Genomic DNA, 16,962 nt, shown 5'->3' with positions numbered 1-16,962 from the left:
GCAAACCGGAGATCGAGGCCATGCTGGGTGGGGAACGCGTGATGGTGGTCGGCGGCCCTGACGGCTGGTGGCGATTGGCGTGGTCACTGCGGCGGCGGCGCTTCGACCAGGCGCTCATATTCGCCCGCCATCCGGCGCGTTCGTCGCCGCGGGCCTGGCCGGCGCACGCGCTGGCTCTGGTTGCACCTGCGGCCGAGCGGCGCCTGGTAACGCCTGAGCTGGCGCGCCGCTTCGGGTGGGGCTGCTTCCTGATGGACGTCGCGCTGGCGCCATTGGTGACGGCGGGCGCGCTGTTGCTGTGGCTGGCATCGCTGGCGCTGGTCGCGGTGGTGCTGGGAGCGGACGCCCTGCGCGGCGTCGCGGGCAGCGGGCGAGGAGCACATGGCGGCGACTGAAACGCGGCGGTCGGTGCTGTTGGTGACCCCGGGGTACCCCCCGAACTCGATCGGCGGCACGGAGCTGCATGTACGCGGGCTGGTGGAGGCACTGTCGGGCCGGTATGCCATGCGCGTCCTGAGCCGCGATGCCCGGGGACCCGAGCCGGAATGGGAAGACCCTGTGCTGCGGGCGCCGCGCGGGCCGCTGATGGGCTCGGTGGACGAGTTGGTGGCCCGCAGCGATCCCGCTTTCGAGAGCGCGGCCCTGGAGGCGGTCGAGGACTTCCGACCTGGACTGGTCCACCTTCACCACTGGATTCACCTATCCAACTCCCTGGTGGAGCTGTTGGCGCGGCAGCGGATGCCGGTGGTCGCGACCCTGCACGACCACTATCCCATTTGCGCACGCACTGACCTGCTGCGGCGGGGGGAAGTCCCGTGCCCCGGCCCCGAGGGTGGCCATGCCTGCGCGGACTGCCTGCCGCCTCCGGGGGCGGTGTTCGCCGGTGAATCGAAGGCACACCGCGTGGGACGCATCGCCGGCTCGCGTCTCGGCCTTGGCAGGCTAACCAAGCGTTGGGTTCATGCCCGCGCGCAAGGCGTGTTCCGCGCCCGCCTCGAACTCCTGCGCGGCGAACTGCGGCGCGCGTCGGCGGTCATCTGCCCGTCCGCGGCGCTCAAGCGCGAGATCGCCTCGGTGTGGCCGGAACTGGAGCCACAGCTCACCGTGCTTGCTCACGGCGTGGACACCGCCTGGGGTCGTCAGGTGAGACGCAAGCCGTCCGTGCGCGTGCGCTTCGCCTACATCGGCGCCGTCACTCCGCACAAGGGCATCCAGACGCTGCTTGACGCCTTTGCAGAGGTGGGTCCGCGCGGGGCTGAGCTTGCGATATACGGCGAGATCCCGGACGCGTCCTTTCAGCGCCAGGTGTCCGCCCGCGCCGCCCGGATCGGCGCGACCATGCATGGCCGGTATGAGCCCGACCACCTGCCGGAGATCTACAGCCGCGTGGACGTGGCGGTGGTGCCCTCGATCTGCAAAGAGAACGCGCCGCTGGCGGCGCTCGAGGCGCAGGTTGGCGGAGCGCCGGTTATCGCCTCCGACCTCGGCGGCCTGCCCGAAGTGGTCGAGGATGAGACAGACGGCCTGCTGTTCCGCGCCGGCGACGCCCGCGACCTGGCGGAAAAGATACGGGCGGTGGCAGGGGACGCGCAACTCCTGGCGCGGCTGCGGGCGAACGTACGGCGCCCCAAGTCCATGCCCGAGTACGCGCGGGAAATCACATCCATCTACGAGGCCGCCATCAGCACTATCACCGAGGAGAGACCATGACCGAGCACCCGACCCCGCCTGCGCACACTCACCGCGTCCTGAATCTGCTTGCCCCGCAACTGGCCTCCGAGTTGGACCAGTTTCGCATGCGCCTATCGGCCATCAGCGCCGGCTACCCGGTGGTGACCGACTGGCACCCGGTGCTGCCGGAGGGATGGGGGCAGTTCCCGCCGGCGCCGGTGGACCGCGCGACCGTCTACCGCGGCAACGCCGACACCTTTGCCTACAGTCACCACCAGGCCATCGCCAAGCTCGGGGAGCGCTATGTCGCGGCGTGGTCGAACGGCTTCGCCCACGAGGACTACGTCGGGCAGGAGGTGCACGGCGCGTGGTCCACGGACGGCCTGCGCTGGAGCGAACCGTTCGTCATCGCGCCGACGCCGGTGGAGTCGGGGCTGGTGCGGCACAACGCCGGTCTCCATGCGGCGGATGGTCAGTTCTACTGCTACGTCGGCGTGGCGGAGGACCCGAGGCGCGAGGCGGCGCCGCCGGGCATGTTCTCGCTCAGCGAGCCGCGCATCCACCTGGACGTTTACGAGACCCGCGACCTCGAGTACTGGACCCACCACGAGCGCGTGTGCGAACACATTGACCTCTACGAAGGGCCGCGGCGGACGCGCGGCGGCAAGCTGCTGTGCTGTGGTTTCGATGTCCGCGACCACCACGCGATGGTCCTGATCTGGGACGCCTCGACCTCTCCGACGGCGCGGCCGCGGGTGGTGGACGTGCCCCTCTCGGCTGAGGGCTTGCGCCCCGAACAGGGCACGTGGTACCAGACCGATGACGGTCGCATCTGGATGTACCAGCGCGAATCCACCCAGGACTGCCGCCTCGCCCTGACCTGGAGCGATGACGAAGGCGAAACCTGGAGCGACCTCGTGCGCACCGATTTCCCCAACACCTACTCCCGCGCCTTCGCGGGGCGACTCCCCGACGGGCGCTGCTATATCGTCGGCAATAACTACGGCATCTTCCTCGAGCGCCGCCACCTGTTGATCGCCCTCAGCGACGACGGCATCACGTTCGACCGCCAATACACCCTGGTCGCGGGCGACACCACCCGCCGCGTCAACGGGCGCCACAAGGAGGACGGCTACCACTACCCGAACTGCCTGGCTGATGGCGACTATCTGTACATCATATACTCGGTCAACAAGGAGGACATCGAGGTCGTGCGCCTGGACACCGGCGGCATCGAATAGCCCGCCCTGGCATGGAGGACCATCGTAGAATGAGCACAGCAACCATTCGCGACCGCTGCTGGCTGTGGGGGATGAAGGTCAACGCCCTGCAGGAGACCGCCAACTATGACAGCCTCTGCCTCCCGCCCTCGACCATGACTGTCGAGAACGCGATTCAGCGCACCGGCATCACCAACGTCATCATCGCCGGTCATCTGCCCATCAGCCGCGAGTCGCTGCAAGCTATGCCCTCGGCCACGCGCATCATCTGCAAGTGGAGTCTGCACCAACCGGCCAGTGATCTCCAGGTGCCGGCGGTGGAGGCCTGCCGGGAACGCCTGATGGCGGCCAAGGAGCTTGCCGCCGCCGACCGACGTATCGAGGGTTTCCTGGTGGACGACTTCAGCACCGGCAGCCTGGACGCCGGGATTGGGCCCGCGCACCTCGCGCGCTTCCAATTCGCCAACGCCCTGCATCCCCCCCAACTCCCGCTGCTGGCGAGCGTCTATACCTTGTCCCTGGGGCGCGCGGAGCTGCCGCCGACCCTTCCCTTCTTCGCCCAGTACGTGGTGCCGTTGTGGCACGCCGCGCGGATTGACGATGTGCCCGCGGATCTGGAGCGCCTGGCGGCCCTCAGCGGCGGCAAGCCGGTGCTGTTTACGCTGTACCTCTTCGATTTCGGCGATCAGAAACCCATCCCGCGGGAGCTCATGCAGCGCCACCTGGAGATGGCCGAACGCCTGCTGGCGCAGGAGCGCATCGCCGGCCTGGTCATGCTCGGCACCTGCATGATGGATCTCGATTGGGAGGCCAACCACTGCTTCTACGACTGGCTGTCACGGGTCGGCGAGCGGGCGATCTGAAGGTCGTAGGCACAACGCACGCTGCGCCCCTACCCGCCGTTGCCCCCAGCGACCGGCGTCACCGTGACCACGGTGTTGGCGGGAGCGTCGAACGCCAAGACGCCGTCCTCTCCCGCCGTCATCGTGCGCACCTGCAGGCCCCGGCCCAGCAGGCCGCGGATCGCGATCTCGTGGCGGCTGCCCCGGCGCACCCGGTAATCGCCGCTGGAGATGCGCACATGCGCCGTCGCCTCGCCTCCCGCCGCCACCGCCAGCTCCGACCCCGGCCGCGGCGCCAGGCGCGAGGCTGGTCCGTAGAGCGCCAAGGACACCGCTCCATCGGCGTAGGCCGCCACCGCCACCGTCACCCGCAGGGCCTCGGTCGAGATCTCGATCGGCAGCGGATCGGCCGCCTGCAGCCCGGCGTGGCCGAATATCAACAGCGAGTTCGGAGACGCGCCCGCCGGCCGTATCTCCTGCATCCCGCCCCGGATCCGGTACACCCGCCCCTCGGGATTGCGCAGCAGCACCTCGGTCGGAGCCGACGAGCGTTTCAGCACCATCACGCTGCCGTCCTGGTAGAGGCCGACCGCGTCTTGCGGGATCAGCCCGGGCGGGCGCTTCACCGCGATCGGGCTGTCCAGACCCAGCAGATCGCTGTGGAAAGCATCAAACACCGCGTCACCGGGAAGCCAGTTCTGCCACAACCGCGTGGTGGCGTACAGCGCCCATCCCCGGCCCGCCTGCCGCCCGATTATGCCCGCAAACGCCGTTGCGCTCGCCCACTGGCACAGCACCGGGGCTGCGCCGCCGGAGAGGGTCACGGAGTAGATCGGCAGATCGAAAGAGCCCTGCCCCGAACCGCCCGCAGCCATCTCGCTCGTCAGCGACGGGAAGCGAGGATGAGGCATGGTGAGGGCGGCAGCCTGCAGCATGCGGGCTATCCCTCCTGCTCCGCTCGGGACAGGGGGGCTCCCCGGCGCTTCCGTACCCTGCGCGGCCGGGGCCACGCCGAAAAGCTCGGCCAAATCCGGGGGCAGCACCTCGAGGCTGTGCGATTGGGCGAATCCCGCGCCCAGGTCCGCTATCAGCGTGCCCCCGCTGGCGACGTAGCGCGCGAGCGCCGCCTGCTCGGCGCCAGTCAGCGACACCGCCAGCGGCGCGATAATGACCTGGTAGCGGTCGAGGGCCGCGCCCGCCACCCCCGACTCCGCCAGATAGTCAACCTGGCCGAAGCCAGTGCCGCGGGCCAGCACCCGCAGCAGTCTCCCCGGCTCGCTGATCGAGGCCCCGGTCAGCCATCCGTACAGGGGCCTGCCTGAGGCGAATCCTCCAGCGGCGAACGGCTCGTATAGCACTGCTGCCGTCGGCGTAGGCACACGCGGGCACAGCCGGGCTTCGCGTATCCCCGCCAGAGCGGCCCGGGCATCACTGCGCAGCGCCTCGTTGTCGCGCAAGTCCTTCCAGTCCGCGAAGCCGATCCCCGCCGCGCCGTGGAGCACCGCCAGCTCAATCCAACTCGCCAGCTCGGCACCCGAGCGCGCCGCCGTGACCTTGAGCACCGGCAGCGCCGCGAATTGATTGCCCCGGCGCGCGAGGTCCACCCCGTGGACATTATGCGTGGTCACGTCGTCCTCCGCGACCCCCGGGTAGAGGCCCAGCAGCATGCCATCGTAGCCGTCGGGCACGCTGATGGCGGCCCGGTAGCTATGCTGGCGACCCGCCAACACGACATGGTGGCGGTCACGGGCCCGGATCTCCTGCGCCCAGACGTTGAGGAGGCCGCGGTAGAGGTCGCTGCGATAGCGCGCCAGGTCAACGGAAGCTTGCCCCAGGCCCAGCGGTTTGTGCGAGTCCACGGCGCCAACGAAGCTCTCGGTCAGAGCGTCCGCTTCGCTGATGGGCACTCCCCACGCGGCCGCAATCCCTTGCCGGGTGCCGTAGCGACGCACCAGGTAGTCGCGAAAAAGCTCCTCGTTGAAGTCGAGGGTATCCGCCCCTACGCCTTCCACCACCCACCCGACGAGACCGGGCAAGCCCAATCCGCGCTCGACGACAGGCTTCAGATATTCGCGCACCGCCGCGCGGTAGGCGTCGTCCCAGGGGTTGGCCGCCGCGGGGTTCAACGCCTCCGGCGCGGGGGGGATCGTGGCCAAGACGTGGAGCCCCCGCGCCGCCGCGGCCTGCGCCAGGCCCTCCGCCACCTTCCACCCGTCATCGGTGGGCGCGCCGATAACGACCTCGACGGTGTTGAAGCCGAGCTGTGAGTACGCGTCCAGCTCCGCCGGGTCGGACACGCCCACTGCCCACAACAGCGGAGTCGGTTCGCCGTCAACCACGATCTGGTTGCGGGCGCGCCAAACGGCGCGCCGGAGAGCTCTATCATCGGCACGCGCCTGCGCCCCGGCGACGGTGGCGGCCAACAGCAGCCACGCGGCCAACGGCGCCCAGCGGCGACAGCGGCTAGGGAGTGCTCTGAGCATCATCGGTCGGTTGTCGGGCCTGAGCTCGCGCGCGCCCGGCGGTCAGTGATGCGCGCGTACCAGATGGTACCCTCGTAGAGGACCAGCATCGGCACGGCGAGTATGGCCAGAGTGAGAACGTCGAAGGTGGGGGTGACCACCGCGGCGATGATCAAGATCGCGATCACCGCCTCCCGGCGCCGCGCAGCCAGGAACTCGGGAGACACGATGCCGGCCTTGATGAGGAATATGAGAACGATAGGCAACTGAAAACACAGGCCGAAGGCGAACAGCAACTTCGCCAGGAACCCCACCTGCCGCTGCAAATCGAAGAACTTCTCCACCCCCGCGGGCACGAACGCCGAGGACAGCATGAAGCTGACGAAGCGGGGGATGATGACGTAGCCCAGCGCCACGCCGACGGCGAACAGGGCGCTGGCGGCGGGGAGCAGCGGCGCCGCCGCGCGGCGCTCGTCGCGGGTCATGCCCGGCGCCACGAAGCCCCACAGCTCGAACAGGATGCCGGGCAGGGCAATGACGACGCCGGCGATGGCGCTGATCTGAAACCGGAGCATGAAGCCCTCGGTCAACATGCCGATGCGCAGGCGCCCGCCGGCCGCGCGAATGGGGTCGGCCAGCGGCGCCATCAGCACCGCGTAGATGCCCGGATAGAGCACCCAGCCGGCGGCAACGCCGGCGACGACGTAGATGAGGCTGCGGATGATGCGCGCGCGCAGCTCCTCCAGGTGCGTCACCAACTCGATCGGTTCGTCTTCCTTGACCATCGCTTGCGGGTTCCGCCGCCGCTAGATCAGCGCCTGCTCGGTCTCGGCATCGAAGACATGCGCCTTGTCCATGTCGAACACGACGTCGAGGTGCTGGCCATCGCGGGCGGCGCTATCGCCGTCGAGCGCCGCGACCAGGCGGTGGCGGCCGCTGGTGAGATAGGCGTAAACGATCGCGCCCATGGGCTCGATCACGTCCACCGTCGTCCGCACCGAGTTGCCGACGGTCGCGGTCACCGGCCCCGGCAGAGAGCGGTCATAGATGTCTTCCGGCCGCACGCCAAGGATGACCTGGTGCCCCACGTGCTCGCGCACACACCCCACATGGGCGGCGGGCAGACGCAGCCGAAAATCCCCTGCATCTATGACGCACCCGCCGTCCTGCGCGACGATCACGGCGGCGATGAAGTTCATCGCCGGACTGCCGATGAAGCCCGCCACGAATAGATTGGCAGGATGGTGATAGACCTGCATCGGGGTGTCCACCTGCTGCAGCACCCCGTCCTTGAGCACGGCGATGCGGTCGCCCATGGTCATCGCCTCGACCTGGTCGTGAGTAACGTAGACGGTGGTGATGCCGAGGCGGCGATGGAGCTTGCTCAGTTCGGCTCGCGTCTGGACGCGCAGCTTGGCGTCCAGGTTGGAGAGCGGCTCGTCCATGAGGAAAACCTTGGGCTCGCGCACGATCGCACGCCCCAGCGCCACGCGCTGGCGCTGGCCGCCCGAGAGCTCCTTGGGGCGGCGCCTCAGCAGGTCGCTGAGGCCCAACATCTGCGCCGACTCGCGCACGCGGCGTGCGATCTCGGTCCGCGACAAGCGCCGCAGCTTGAGGCCGAAGGCCATGTTGTCGTAAACCGTCATGTGGGGGTAGAGGGCGTAGTTCTGGAAGACCATGGCGATGTCGCGGTCCTTGGGCGAGATGTCGTTGACCAGCCGCTCGCCGATATAGATCTCGCCCGCGGTCGCCTGCTCCAGGCCCGCGAGCATTCGCAGCGCGGTCGTCTTGCCGCAGCCCGAGGGCCCGACCAGCACTAGGAACTCCCGGTCGCTGATCTCCAGGGTGAGGTTCGCGACGGCGACGACCTGGCCGAAGCGCTTGGTAAGATTGTGCAGCCTGACTGCCGCCATCAGTGGCGAGTTCTCCCCTTGGGCTGGCCCAAGCGCATCCCCGCTCATCGCACGCACCGGCCCGCGCGCGACCGCGGCGATTATAGCAGACGCCGGTAGCCCGCAGCAACCGTCGGGGGCGCGACTCCGCGGTGGGCCCCCCGCGGTGGTCTCGTTTGACAATCCTCGATGCGCTCTGCTATACTGCCGGGAGCGCCAAGCTGGAGGCGGCGATCGCCCCTATCCCGGACGGGTGTTCAGGCGAAGGCATACCGCACCACCGCTACTCTGCGGAGTGGCGACGTTTTCCGCTCCGAGCCTCGTCCGCCGAAGTGGCTTCGGCTGCGAAGCGTGGATGCACGAGGCGAGCGCAGGCACCGGCATTTGGCGCAGGTTTTTTGTGTTCCGGCGGAGCCCCGCCCTCCCATGTTCGATAGCCTCACCGACAAACTGCAAGCGGTCTTCGAGCGACTGACCCGCAAGGGGCGCCTATCCGAGGAGGATGTCGTCGCCGCCTGCCGGGAGATTCGCCTGGCGCTGCTCGAGGCCGACGTCAACTTCAAGGTCGTCAAGGGCTTCGTGGAGCGCGTGCGTCAGCGCGCGGCGGGCCAAGAGGTGATGAGCAGCCTGACCCCGGGGCAGCAGGTGATAAAGGTTGTCAAGGAAGAGCTGACCGACCTGCTGGGCGGCGGCGAAGTGGCGCTGGCACGCAGCCCCCAGCCGCCGACGGTGTACATGCTGGTGGGCCTCCAGGGCGGCGGCAAGACCACGACCTCGGGCAAACTGGCGCGCCTGGAGAAGAAGGCCGGTCGCAATCCGCTGCTGGTTGCCACCGACGTCCGCCGGCCGGCGGCGATCGAGCAACTGCGCATTGTCGGCGAGCAAGTGGGGGTGCCCGTCTTCGACCTCGGCGCCCGCGAGGACCCCATCGTCATCGCGCGGGCAGCGGTGGCGCACGCCCGGCGGGGGGGGCTGGACCCGGTGATCCTCGATACCCAGGGGCGGCTGCACGTGGACGAGGCGCTCATGGGCGAGCTGCAGCGCATGCGTCAGGAGGTCGCGCCGCAGGAGGTGCTGTTGGTGCTGGATGCGATGACCGGCCAGGACGCGGTGCGCGTGGCGGAGCAGTTCGATGCGGCGCTCGACCTCAGCGGCTTCATTCTGACCAAGCTCGACGGCGACGCGCGCGGCGGCGCCGCGGTATCAATTCGGGCGGTCACCGGCAAGCCGGTCAAGCTCGCCGGCATGGGGGAGAAGCTCGACGCGCTAGAGCCGTTCCGCCCCGACCGCATGGTATCACGCATCCTGGGCATGGGCGACGTCTTGACCCTGATCGAGCGCGCCGAGTCGGCGCTGGACGAGAAGCAGGCGGCGACCCTGGAGCGTAAGCTGCGCACCCGCAGCTTCGACCTCAACGATTTCCGGGATCAGCTCGACCAGATGTCGAAGATGGGCCCGCTCGACCAGTTGCTCGAGCTGATCCCAGGCTTTCGCCAGCTGCGGCTGCCGCGGGAGGTGGAGATTGACCCGTCGCGCATCAAGCAGCTCAAGGCGATTATTCAGTCCATGACCCCCTACGAGCGGGCGCATCCGGAGCTGGTCAAGGGAGGCAGGCGGCGGCGCATCGCCCAGGGCAGCGGCACCTCCCCGCAGGCGGTCAACCAGCTTCTCAACCAGTTCCGCCAGCTCAAGGATACGTACCATCGTTTCGCCGAAATGGAGAGGCGCGGCAAGCTGCCGCGGATAGCCTTTCCGGGCTCGTAGCCGCGGGCTGCGAACGACGAATCAGAGAGCGCGCAGCGCCCATTAGTCAACTGATCGCGAGAGAGGTAGCAACCCATGGCCGTTAAGATTCGCCTGCGCAGAACCGGAGCCAGGAACCAGCCTCGCTACCGCGTGGTGGTGGCGGACTCGCGATTTCCGCGTGATGGACGCTTCATCGAGGTCATAGGTTACTACAACCCCACGCGCCAGCCCCACGAGTTCGAGATCGACGCGGAGCTCGCCCTCAAGTGGCTCGGGCGGGGCGCGCAGCCGACGGAAACGGTGGGCGACCTGCTGGTGCAGCGGGGGATCATGAGCAAGTTCTACGAATCCCAGGGCAAGCCGGTGCCGCCGGAGATGGCGGCCAGGCACGAGCCTGCGGCGACCACCCCGGAGGCCGCCGCGCCCGCGCCGCAGGCGGCGGCAACAGCCCCCGAGCCGGCAGCGGAACCGCCCGCAGATGCCGGCGCCGCCACGACCGGGGAGTCCGCCGGCGCCGCCGAACCCGAGACCGATCAGACGCAAGCATAGCCTGACACATACTGCCACGTCCCCGGCGCGGGCTCCGTGAGTGCCCCATGCCCCGCGTTGCCGATAGCGCCTATCGCGGCACAGCCAGGTCCGGATGGTGGAGGTGGTGACGGTGAAAGAGCTGATCGAGATGATCGTCAGGGCGCTGGTGGATGAGCCCGACCGCGTGGTGGTGACGCAGGTGGAAGGGGAGCGCAGCGTCATCTTCGAGGTGCGCGTCGCGGACGATGACATGGGCCGCGTCATCGGCAAGGGCGGTCGCATAGCCAATTCGCTGCGCGCCGTGGTCAAGGCCGCGGGCGCGCGGCAGAACAAGAACATCTGGGTGGATATCAATAAGCACGCGGAGGACTGAGCGCCTTCGCTCCGTTCACGACCGAGACCGCGTGGGAGCCCGATTCCCGGGCTGGGCGCCAACGCTGTTGGCGTCGGGAGGCAATTGATGGCGAGCCTGACGATCACGCGCCCGATCCTGCTGCACGTCATCGTGACCGAGCAGTTCAAGCAGGAGATGGAGGCCGAGCTGCAAGGCGCAGCCGACACCACCCAGCAGCGCCTGGACCAGATTGATTTCCAGGCGCGGCGCATCTTGGCCGATCTGCAGCGCACCGACCTCACTCAGGCGATGCAGGTGCGCCAGCAGATCGAGGCCGAGAAGGGCCGCCACCAGTCCGCCAAGGAAGAGTTGCTGGAGCGGATCAAGGAGGTGCGCGAGCTGGCGCTCGGCTCCGAGTTCTCCCGCGGCACGCTCGAGGGCATCGTCGAGATCAAAGAGGGTGACCATCTCTACGACAAGCTCGGCAGGACCGAGATCGTGGTCAAGGACGGCGTTGTCGTCGAAATTCGCGAGCCCGGGGGATGATGCGCAGCGCGCGCACGCGGGCGCGCGCTGCGACCTGGCGGTGGGGCGGATCGGCGCGCCGCACGGCGTGCGCGGTCAAGTGCGAGTGGAGCCGCTGACCGACTACCCGGAGCGATTCGCGCGGCTGGGCGAGGTGTGCCTGGAGCTGAGCGATGGCCGCCGGCGTCGGGCGGTGGTCGAGGGGGGGTCACCCGGGGCGCGCGGGCGCGTGGTGCTGAAGTTCAAGGGCTGCGATGACCGCGCTGCGGTCGAGGATCTGCGCGGCGCCTATGTGCTGATCCCGCGCGCGGAGGCGGTTGAGCTGCCGTCGGGCCACTACTTTGTGGATGACATTGTGGGGCTGGAGGTGGTGACCACCAGCGGCGAGCGGCTGGGCGCGGTGCGGGAGGTGATACGCACCGGCGCCAACGATGTTTACGTGACCGACCGCGGGATGGTGCCGGCGACGCGCGAGGTGGTGCGCCGGATAGATCTCGCGGCGGGGGCGATGGTGGTGGAGCTGCCGGAGGAGATATGAACGCGGGCGGCGGCGGGCCGACGACGGCGATGCGGATTGACGTGCTGACGCTGTTTCCGGGGATGTTCGCGGGCCCGCTCGACGACAGCATCGTTGGGCGCGCGCGTGAGCGGCGCCTGGTCGAGATCCGCTTGCTCAATATCCGCGACTACAGCACGGAGCGCCAGCACATCGTTGACGACTACCCCTACGGCGGCGGGGGCGGCATGGTGATGAAGCCGGAGCCGGTTTTCGCCGCCGTCGCCGCCGCGCGCTGCGCGGGCGAGTGCCGCGAGCGCGTGGTGCTGATGTCGCCGCAGGGGCGGCGGCTGGATCAGGCCGCGGTCGCCGCGCTCGTCGCCTACGAGCACCTGATCATCGTCTGCGGCCACTACGAAGGCGTGGACGAGCGCGTGCGCGAGCACCTGGTGGACGAGGAGATATCCATCGGCGACTACGTTGTCACCGGGGGTGAGCTGCCGGCGATGGTGGTCATGGACGCCGTCGTGCGCATGCTGCCCGGGGCGCTGGGGGCGGAGCATGGAGCGGCGAGCGATTCATTTGCTGGCGGACTGCTGGAGCATCCGCATTACACGCGTCCCGCGGGATTCCGCGGCTGGAAGGTGCCCGAGGTTCTGCTGTCGGGCAACCACGAAGCGATCCGCCGCTGGCGTCGCGAAATGAGCCTGCGCCGAACTCATGCGCGCCGGCCCGATCTGCTGGAGAGCGCCGAGCTGAGCGCAGAGGATCGCGAATTGCTGGAGATGATCGAGGGCGAGTGGCACCTGGGAGCGCCGTCCGAGGAGACCTGAGATGGGCCATCCGATAATCGCGGAACTGGAGAAGGAGCAACTCAAGGCCGACGTGCCCGAGTTCGGCCCCGGCGATACCGTGCGCGTGCATCTGCGCATCACCGAGGGCGGTCGCGAGCGCACACAGGCATTCGAGGGCACGGTCATCCGCCGCGGCAACGCGGGAATCAACGAGCGTTTCACCGTGCGCCGTGTCGCCCATGGCGTGGGGGTGGAGCGCACCTTCCCCGTGCACTCGCCGCGGGTGGAGCGCATCGAGGTGCTGCGGCGCGGCAAGGTGCGCCGGGCCCGACTCTACTACCTGCGCCGGAAGATCGGCCGCGCCGGTCGTATCAAGGAGGCCCGCTGACCTGGATGACCCCGCCTGCGCCCCCGACGCCGGTTGCGCGCGAGCTGGGGCGGGGCGGCTCGGTCCAGCGCCGTGCGCAACGGTGGAGCAGGCATGGCTGCGCGCGGGTCACGAGCATAGGGGAGTGAAGCGGCATGCTGAACCTGGATTCCCCATGGCAGATCGTCGCCATCGTCGCCGCAGTGGGACTGTTGCGCGTGATGTACACGGTGTGGAAGGACGCCCCCTCCCGCGCACTCATGCTGGAGCTGGCGGACTCGCTGCTGATCGCCTTCGCGCTGGTGTTCTTCCTCGTCAAGCCGTTCGTGGTGGCGGCGTTCTACATCCCCTCCGAGTCCATGCTGCCGACGCTGCGCCCCAATGACCGCGTGCTGGTCAACAAGTTCATCCTTCACCTGACCGCGCCGCGCCGCCAGGACATCATCGTCTTCGAGGCCCCGCGCGAGGCGGTGGGCGACGGCGTGCAGAAGGACTTCATCAAGCGCTTGATCGGCCTGCCCGGCGATACGGTCGAGGTGCGCAGCTACGATGGAGTGTATGTCAACGGCGTCAAGCTGGACGAGCCTTACATTGATGCGCTGCACATGGCGGATTATGACTTCCCAGTAGATAAAGAGGGGCGGCGTCTGCCGCCGCACAAGGTGCCGCTCGGGCACTACCTCGTCATGGGCGACAACCGCAACGACAGCAATGACAGCCACCGCTGGGGCGACCTTCCCGCGCAGAACGTTCTGGGCAAGGCGATGGTGATCTTCTGGCCGCCGGGGAGGACCCGGCTTGCCCGCTGACACGGCCGAGAGTGCGGTCCGGGACGGCGCGCAATCCGCCGCGCGCAGGCGCTCCCGGGCCGCGCGCAAGGCGGCGCGCACCCGCGCCGAGAATGCGCGCCTGGCGGCGCTGTGGCGCTACGAGCGCGAGCTGTGGAGCGCCGGGCATCGGTTCATCGCCGGCGTGGATGAATCTGGAGTGGGCCCCCTGGCGGGGCCGGTGGTGGCGGCGGCGGTGATTTTGCCGCCGGATTTCCGGGCGCCAGGCCTGTGGGAGTGCAAGCGACTCGCCGCTGACAAACGCCCGCAGTTCCACGCGCTGATCGTCCAGCGCGCTCTCGCCGTGGGAGTCGCCGTGGTGGACGTGGACGAACTCGACCGCATCAACATCCATCAGGCCGGGCTCAAGGCCATGCGCGCGGCGCTGGACCAACTCGAGGCGGCGCCCGACTGCGCGCTGGTTGACGGGTTCGCGATCCCCGGCCTCGCCTTTTTCCAGCGGCCCATCATTGACGGCGACGCCTCCAGCATGTCCATCGCGGCGGCCTCGGTCGTCGCCAAGGTTACCCGCGACCGCATCATGGAGCGCCTCGATCGCCTCTACCCGGGATATGCGTTCGCCCGCCACAAGGGCTACGCCACGCGTGAGCACCGCGAGGCGCTCGCACGGCTGGGGCCGTGTCCGGTGCACCGGCGATCCTTCGGCCCGGTGCGGGAATGGATGGCGGGCTAGTCGGCTGGGGAAGCCTGGTGCCGCCGGGTCAGCCTCCGCCGGCGATTGTCACAAGTTCACAGGGTTGTGAACAGTTGTGGAGAAGCGACAAGAGCTGTGTGACCTCGGCAGCGGGTGCACACACACTGTAGGATTGCCGAACGCCGCCGCGAGCCCCCGAATACACAGAGCTGCGGCGGTCCGGAGATCGGTATGTCTGAAGCGGCGATTAGGGATATAAACACCGTTTTCGGCTTCTGGACGAGTCGCCCGGTGGACGTGTCCCTGGAGACCTTGTGCGGCATATTGGACAAGCACAAGGTCACCCGCGCGGCGACGTTATCCACAGTAGGTGTTTTCGTGGACTCGCGCCGTGGAAACGACCGCACCTGGCAGGCGGCGCAGGAGCATCCGCAGTTGCTGCCCGTGGCCACGTTCGACCCACGGGGCGGCATCGGGTGCCTGGGTGAGATGGCGGAGCGCGCCGAGCAGGGCTTCCGCATCTTCGCGCTGTTCCCGGAGACGCAGGGATGGTCGCTTGATCACGCCTGCTGCGCGGAAGTGCTGCGCCTTGCCGGCGAGACGGGAATCCCCGTGATGGCCGAGGCCGCCAGCCCCGGCGCGCCGACGCGCATCGGCCGGCTCGCGGAGCAGTACGGCGTGCGCGTCATCCTCTCGCAGGTCAGCCTTCGCAACCTGGGCGAGACCATGATGGTCATGAAGAGCACCCCCAACGTATTCGTGGAGACGCACATACTCGCCTCCAGCGACGGCATCGAGCTGGTGGTGGATGAGATCGGCAGCGACCGCTTGCTGTTCGGGTCGGGCGCCCCGCTGCAGTACTTCTCCAGCGCATATCTGCGCTTGCGCTTTGCCGACCTGACCGCGAGCGACAAGGCGGCGGTGCTGGGCGCGAACTTCGCCCGCCTGCTGGAGCAGACATGACCACCACCCGCACCACTCGGTTGCGCGCCCTGCCCGCGCGGGTTCCCGCGGAAGGTCTTGCCCGCGGTCGTGACCGGGCGCAGTGAGGAGCCGATGTGCCGATCATTGATATCCACGCGCACTACGGGAACTGGGTGTGGCCGGTGCGGGCGCAAGCGCTGGACGAGATGCGCGCACAGATGAAACGGTTCGCCATCACCCGCGCGTGCGTCGCCAGCTCGGTGGCGATCATGGGCGAACTGGCGGAGGGCAACGCCGCGGTGGCGGAGGCGGTGGCGGAGTGCGAAGACCTGCGCGCCTGGTGCGTGATCAACCCCAACTTCCTCGAGCTGTCGCTGGAGCAAATCCAGAAATACGTGCGGCAGGACCGTTGTGTCGGCGCGAAAATGCATGCCGCCTACCACATGCAGCCGCTGCACTCGCCGCTGACGGAGCAGTTGGTCAAGGCGATGCTGCGCTATGACAAACCGCTGCTGGTGCAGGTGCGCGGTGAAGCGGATCTGGCGGGGCTGGACGCCCTCGCCGCGCAGTTCCCGAGCTGTCGCATGATCATCGGCAACATGGCGGGCCCGCACTGGCAGATCGCGGCCCGCTTGGCGCGCACGCGCACCAACCTCGTGCTCGACTGCGGCGGCCCCTGCGCCGACCGCGACAAGATCGCCTACGCCATGGAGCAGGCGGGCCCCAACCGCGTCGTCTTCGGCACCGACCAGCCACTCGCTCACCCGGTTTTTTCCATCGGCGCCGTGCGCGACGCGGCGCTGTCGCCCGCGCAAAAGGACGCCATACTCCAGGGCAATGCTCAGCGGCTCTTCGGCCTATGACCGAACTCCACCCCGAGGCGCGGCACGCGCTGGACGCCTTCCTCGACCACCTCGCCCTCGAGCGCGGGCTGGCCCACAACACCATCGCCGCCTACCGTCGCGACCTCGAGGGGCATCTCGGCTTCCTGGCGGACATCGGCGTCAGCGACCCCCGGGCGGCCGGCGAGTCCCACCTGCTGCGTTATCTCGGCCGGTTGCGCCGGGCCGGGGCCGCGCCGGCGACGGTAGTGCGCAAGCTGTCGGCCATGAGGTCCTTCTACCGCCACCTGGCGCAGGAGAAGACGATCGCCTCCGATCCCACCGCCGGTCTCGAATCGCACCGCCTGGAAGCGCGGCTGCCCGCAGTGCTATCGCTCGACCAGGTCGAGGCGATACTGTCCAAGCCCGACACCGCGACTCCGCGCGGGCTGCGGGACCGGGCGCTGCTCGAGCTGCTCTATGCCTGCGGCCTGCGCGCGTCCGAACTGGTGGAGCTGGAGGTGGGGGATCTCAACCTCAAGCTCGGCTTCGTGCGCTGCATGGGCAAGGGCTCGAAGGAGCGCATCATCCCGCTGGGGAGCAAGGCCATCCAGGCTCTCGAATCCTATCTCGGTGCGCGCAAGACCGATTCGACCGCCCTCTTCCCGGGTCGCCGGCGCGGCAAGCTGACGCGCGTAGCATGCTGGCAGATCGTCAAGCGCTACGCCGCCCGGGCCGGGGTGACCACCCCCGTGTCGCCCCACACGCTGCGCCATTCCTTTGCCACTCACCTGCTGGAGCGGGGGGCGGATCTGCGCGCGATCCAGGAGATGCTCGGCCACGCCGACATCTCCA

At 68.7% G+C, this 16,962-nt stretch carries 18 protein-coding genes and 1 pseudogene; 16 read left to right on the top strand and 3 right to left on the bottom strand.

Annotated features, from left to right (window positions below; translation table 11 throughout):
• The 4 genes from VM221_03525 to VM221_03510 form a co-directional block, all read left to right on the top strand.
• The coding region (locus tag VM221_03525) for a hypothetical protein (GenBank protein ID HUT73892.1) at window positions 1-395 on the top strand (395 nt) is incomplete at its 5' end.
• On the top strand, window positions 382-1,710 hold the full coding sequence (locus tag VM221_03520) for a glycosyltransferase (protein HUT73891.1): 1,329 nt from the start codon (window positions 382-384) through the stop codon (window positions 1,708-1,710). The genes VM221_03525 and VM221_03520, both read left to right, overlap by 14 nt.
• A complete protein-coding gene (locus VM221_03515; protein ID HUT73890.1) occupies window positions 1,707-2,912 on the top strand; it encodes an exo-alpha-sialidase in 1,206 nt (401 codons plus the stop codon). Before VM221_03520 ends, VM221_03515 begins: the two co-directional genes overlap by 4 nt.
• A gap of 29 nt (window positions 2,913-2,941) precedes the next feature.
• The gene (locus tag VM221_03510; GenBank protein HUT73889.1) at window positions 2,942-3,754 is read left to right on the top strand and encodes a hypothetical protein; all 813 of its coding nucleotides are present in this window, start codon (window positions 2,942-2,944) and stop codon (window positions 3,752-3,754) included.
• Window positions 3,755-3,783: 29 nt separating this feature from the next.
• On the opposite strand, the gene VM221_03505 is transcribed toward VM221_03510, so the two are convergent.
• Genes VM221_03505 through ugpC form a run of 3 tightly spaced genes read right to left on the bottom strand, consistent with a single transcriptional unit; the run spans window position 3,784 to window position 8,108 of the window.
• Window positions 3,784-6,219, bottom strand: coding sequence for a hypothetical protein (locus tag VM221_03505; GenBank protein ID HUT73888.1), 2,436 nt, complete (start codon window positions 6,217-6,219; stop codon window positions 3,784-3,786).
• Entirely contained in the window at window positions 6,216-6,980 is a 765-nt protein-coding gene (gene tatC, locus VM221_03500) for a twin-arginine translocase subunit TatC (protein HUT73887.1), read from the bottom strand. Before tatC ends, VM221_03505 begins: the two co-directional genes overlap by 4 nt.
• Before the next feature lie 21 nt (window positions 6,981-7,001).
• The gene (gene ugpC / locus VM221_03495) at window positions 7,002-8,108 is read right to left on the bottom strand and encodes a sn-glycerol-3-phosphate ABC transporter ATP-binding protein UgpC (GenBank protein ID HUT73886.1); all 1,107 of its coding nucleotides are present in this window, start codon (window positions 8,106-8,108) and stop codon (window positions 7,002-7,004) included.
• Between the two features lie 405 nt (window positions 8,109-8,513).
• Here ugpC and ffh point away from each other — a divergent pair, with 405 nt between their 5' ends.
• From ffh to VM221_03435, 12 genes and pseudogenes are all read left to right on the top strand, one after another.
• Window positions 8,514-9,851 (top strand): signal recognition particle protein, encoded by a 1,338-nt coding sequence (gene ffh, locus VM221_03490; GenBank protein ID HUT73885.1) that lies wholly within the window; start codon window positions 8,514-8,516, stop codon window positions 9,849-9,851.
• Between the two features lie 75 nt (window positions 9,852-9,926).
• Window positions 9,927-10,193 (top strand): annotated as a pseudogene (gene rpsP, locus VM221_03485) (30S ribosomal protein S16).
• Window positions 10,194-10,494: 301 nt separating this feature from the next.
• Window positions 10,495-10,737: a KH domain-containing protein gene (locus tag VM221_03480; GenBank protein HUT73884.1), complete on the top strand. Its 243-nt coding sequence runs from the start codon at window positions 10,495-10,497 to the stop codon at window positions 10,735-10,737.
• A gap of 87 nt (window positions 10,738-10,824) precedes the next feature.
• Window positions 10,825-11,244 carry a YlqD family protein gene (locus VM221_03475; protein HUT73883.1) on the top strand — a complete coding sequence of 140 codons (420 nt, stop codon included), beginning with the start codon at window positions 10,825-10,827 and terminating at the stop codon, window positions 11,242-11,244.
• Entirely contained in the window at window positions 11,213-11,761 is a 549-nt protein-coding gene (gene rimM / locus VM221_03470; protein ID HUT73882.1) for a ribosome maturation factor RimM, read from the top strand. The genes VM221_03475 and rimM overlap by 32 nt, the downstream gene beginning before the upstream one ends.
• Window positions 11,762-11,790: 29 nt before the next feature.
• Window positions 11,791-12,552, top strand: a complete 762-nt coding sequence (trmD, locus tag VM221_03465; GenBank protein HUT73881.1) for a tRNA (guanosine(37)-N1)-methyltransferase TrmD — start codon at window positions 11,791-11,793, stop codon at window positions 12,550-12,552.
• Between the two features lies 1 nt (window position 12,553).
• On the top strand, window positions 12,554-12,901 hold the full coding sequence (rplS, locus tag VM221_03460) for a 50S ribosomal protein L19 (protein HUT73880.1): 348 nt from the start codon (window positions 12,554-12,556) through the stop codon (window positions 12,899-12,901).
• Between the two features lie 134 nt (window positions 12,902-13,035).
• Entirely contained in the window at window positions 13,036-13,689 is a 654-nt protein-coding gene (lepB, locus tag VM221_03455; protein ID HUT73879.1) for a signal peptidase I, read from the top strand.
• Window positions 13,679-14,401, top strand: coding sequence for a ribonuclease HII (locus VM221_03450; GenBank protein ID HUT73878.1), 723 nt, complete (start codon window positions 13,679-13,681; stop codon window positions 14,399-14,401). The genes lepB and VM221_03450 overlap by 11 nt, the downstream gene beginning before the upstream one ends.
• 192 nt (window positions 14,402-14,593) lie before the next feature.
• On the top strand, window positions 14,594-15,325 hold the full coding sequence (locus VM221_03445; protein ID HUT73877.1) for an amidohydrolase family protein: 732 nt from the start codon (window positions 14,594-14,596) through the stop codon (window positions 15,323-15,325).
• Between the two features lie 95 nt (window positions 15,326-15,420).
• Window positions 15,421-16,149 carry an amidohydrolase family protein gene (locus VM221_03440; protein HUT73876.1) on the top strand — a complete coding sequence of 243 codons (729 nt, stop codon included), beginning with the start codon at window positions 15,421-15,423 and terminating at the stop codon, window positions 16,147-16,149.
• Window positions 16,146-16,962, top strand: an 817-nt coding sequence (locus tag VM221_03435) for a tyrosine recombinase (GenBank protein HUT73875.1), incomplete at its 3' end; no start/stop codon positions are given. The genes VM221_03440 and VM221_03435, both read left to right, overlap by 4 nt.

This window comes from Armatimonadota bacterium, assembly GCA_035527535.1.
In the GTDB taxonomy this organism is placed as follows: domain Bacteria; phylum Armatimonadota; class Hebobacteria.
This window is presented reverse-complemented; position numbering and strand designations above follow the sequence as displayed.